Genomic DNA, 1612 nt, shown 5'->3' on the forward strand with positions numbered 1-1612 from the left:
CGCAGCGTCCGGTGTCGGCGCTGAGGTTGCTGCCCGAGGCCGAGCGGCAACTGGTGGTGGAGACGTGGAACGCCACGGACGCGCCGTATCCGGTCGACCGGCTGGTGCACGAGCTGTTCGAGGCGCAGGCGGCGAAGACGCCGGACGCGATCGCGCTGGTGCAGGACGAAGCGAGCCTGACGTACGCGGAGTTGAACGCCCAGGCCAACCGCCTGGCGCATTATCTGCGTTCGTTGGGGATGCAGCCGGACGACCGGGTGGGCCTATGCGTCGAGCGGAGCCCGGGGATGGTGGTGGGGCTGCTGGCGGTGCTGAAGGCGGGCGGTGCGTATGTGCCGCTGGACCCGGGCTATCCGGCGGATCGGTTGGCGTACATGCTGGAGGACAGCGCGCCGGTGGCGGTGCTGACGCAGCAGTCGCTGCAGACCTTGCTGGCATGGCCGGCGGGTATCCCGGTGCTGACGCTGGATGCGGATCGGGCGCCGTGGCAGGACGCGCCGGCAGACGATCCGGTCCGTGGCGCGTTGTCGCCGCATCATCTGGCGTACGTGATCTACACGTCCGGTTCCACCGGCCAGCCCAAGGGCGTGATGGTGGAGCATCGCGGGCTGCAGAACCTGATCCACTGGTATCGGGGGGCGGCGCAGCTTACCGAGCGCGACCGGATGCTGGTGGCGACGTCGTACAGCTTCGACCTGACGCAGAAGAATCTGTTGTCGCCGTTGGTCACCGGCGGTCGCCTCGTGCTGGCATTCGGACATTTCGATCCCGATGCGATCGTCCGGCTGATCGGCCGGGCCGGCGCCAGCGTGATGAACATGACGCCGAGCGCATTCCATTCGCTGATCGCAGCCGATGGTCAAGGTGCGCTGACGGGTGTCCGGCGCGTCATCCTCGGCGGCGAGCCGATCCAGGCCGCGCCGCTGCTCGAGCTGAAGCAGCCATGGCCCGACGTGGTCAATGGCTATGGTCCGAGCGAATGCACGGCGGTGGTGGCGTCGCACGTGCTCGGTAATAGGTTCGACCGTTACCAGGGACGCTCGGTGCCACTGGGCCGCCCGATTCCGAATACGCGAATCTATATCCTCGATGCGCGCGGCGAGCCGACGCCGATCGGGGTGCCGGGTGAGCTGTACATCGGCGGCGTGGGTGTTGCGCGGGGTTATCTGAATCGGCCGGAGCTGACGGCGGAGCGCTTCGTGCGGGATCCGTTCAGTGCGGTCCCCGAGGCGCGGATGTATCGCTCGGGCGACCTGGGCCGCTGGCTGCCGGACGGTACGATCGAGTTCCTGGGTCGTAACGATTTCCAGGTGAAGGTGCGCGGCTTCCGGATCGAACTGGGCGAGATCGAGTCGCGGCTGGTGGCGCAGCCGGGGGTACGCGAGGCGGTGGTGCTGGCACGCGAGGACGTGCCGGGCGACAAGCGGCTGATCGCGTACTACCTGGCCGAAGAGGCGTTGAGCGCGCAGTCGCTGCGCACGGCGCTGCAGCAGGCGCTGCCGGACTACATGGTGCCGGCGGCGTACGTGCATTTGGCGCAATGGCCGCTGACGCCGAGCGGCAAGCTGGATCGCAGCGCGCTGCCGGCGCCGGATGGGCAGGCGTATACGCA

The 1612-nt window shown here is 68.5% G+C and carries 1 protein-coding gene; it reads left to right on the forward strand.

Features of this window, described 5'->3' with window-relative positions:
* Positions 1–1612 (forward strand): amino acid adenylation domain-containing protein (locus tag LC490_RS24185; RefSeq protein WP_223621891.1); only part of this gene is annotated, 1612 nt, incomplete at both ends.

The organism is Lysobacter sp. ESA13C, assembly GCF_019970005.1.
GTDB lineage: Bacteria > Pseudomonadota > Gammaproteobacteria > Xanthomonadales > Xanthomonadaceae > Lysobacter > Lysobacter antibioticus_B.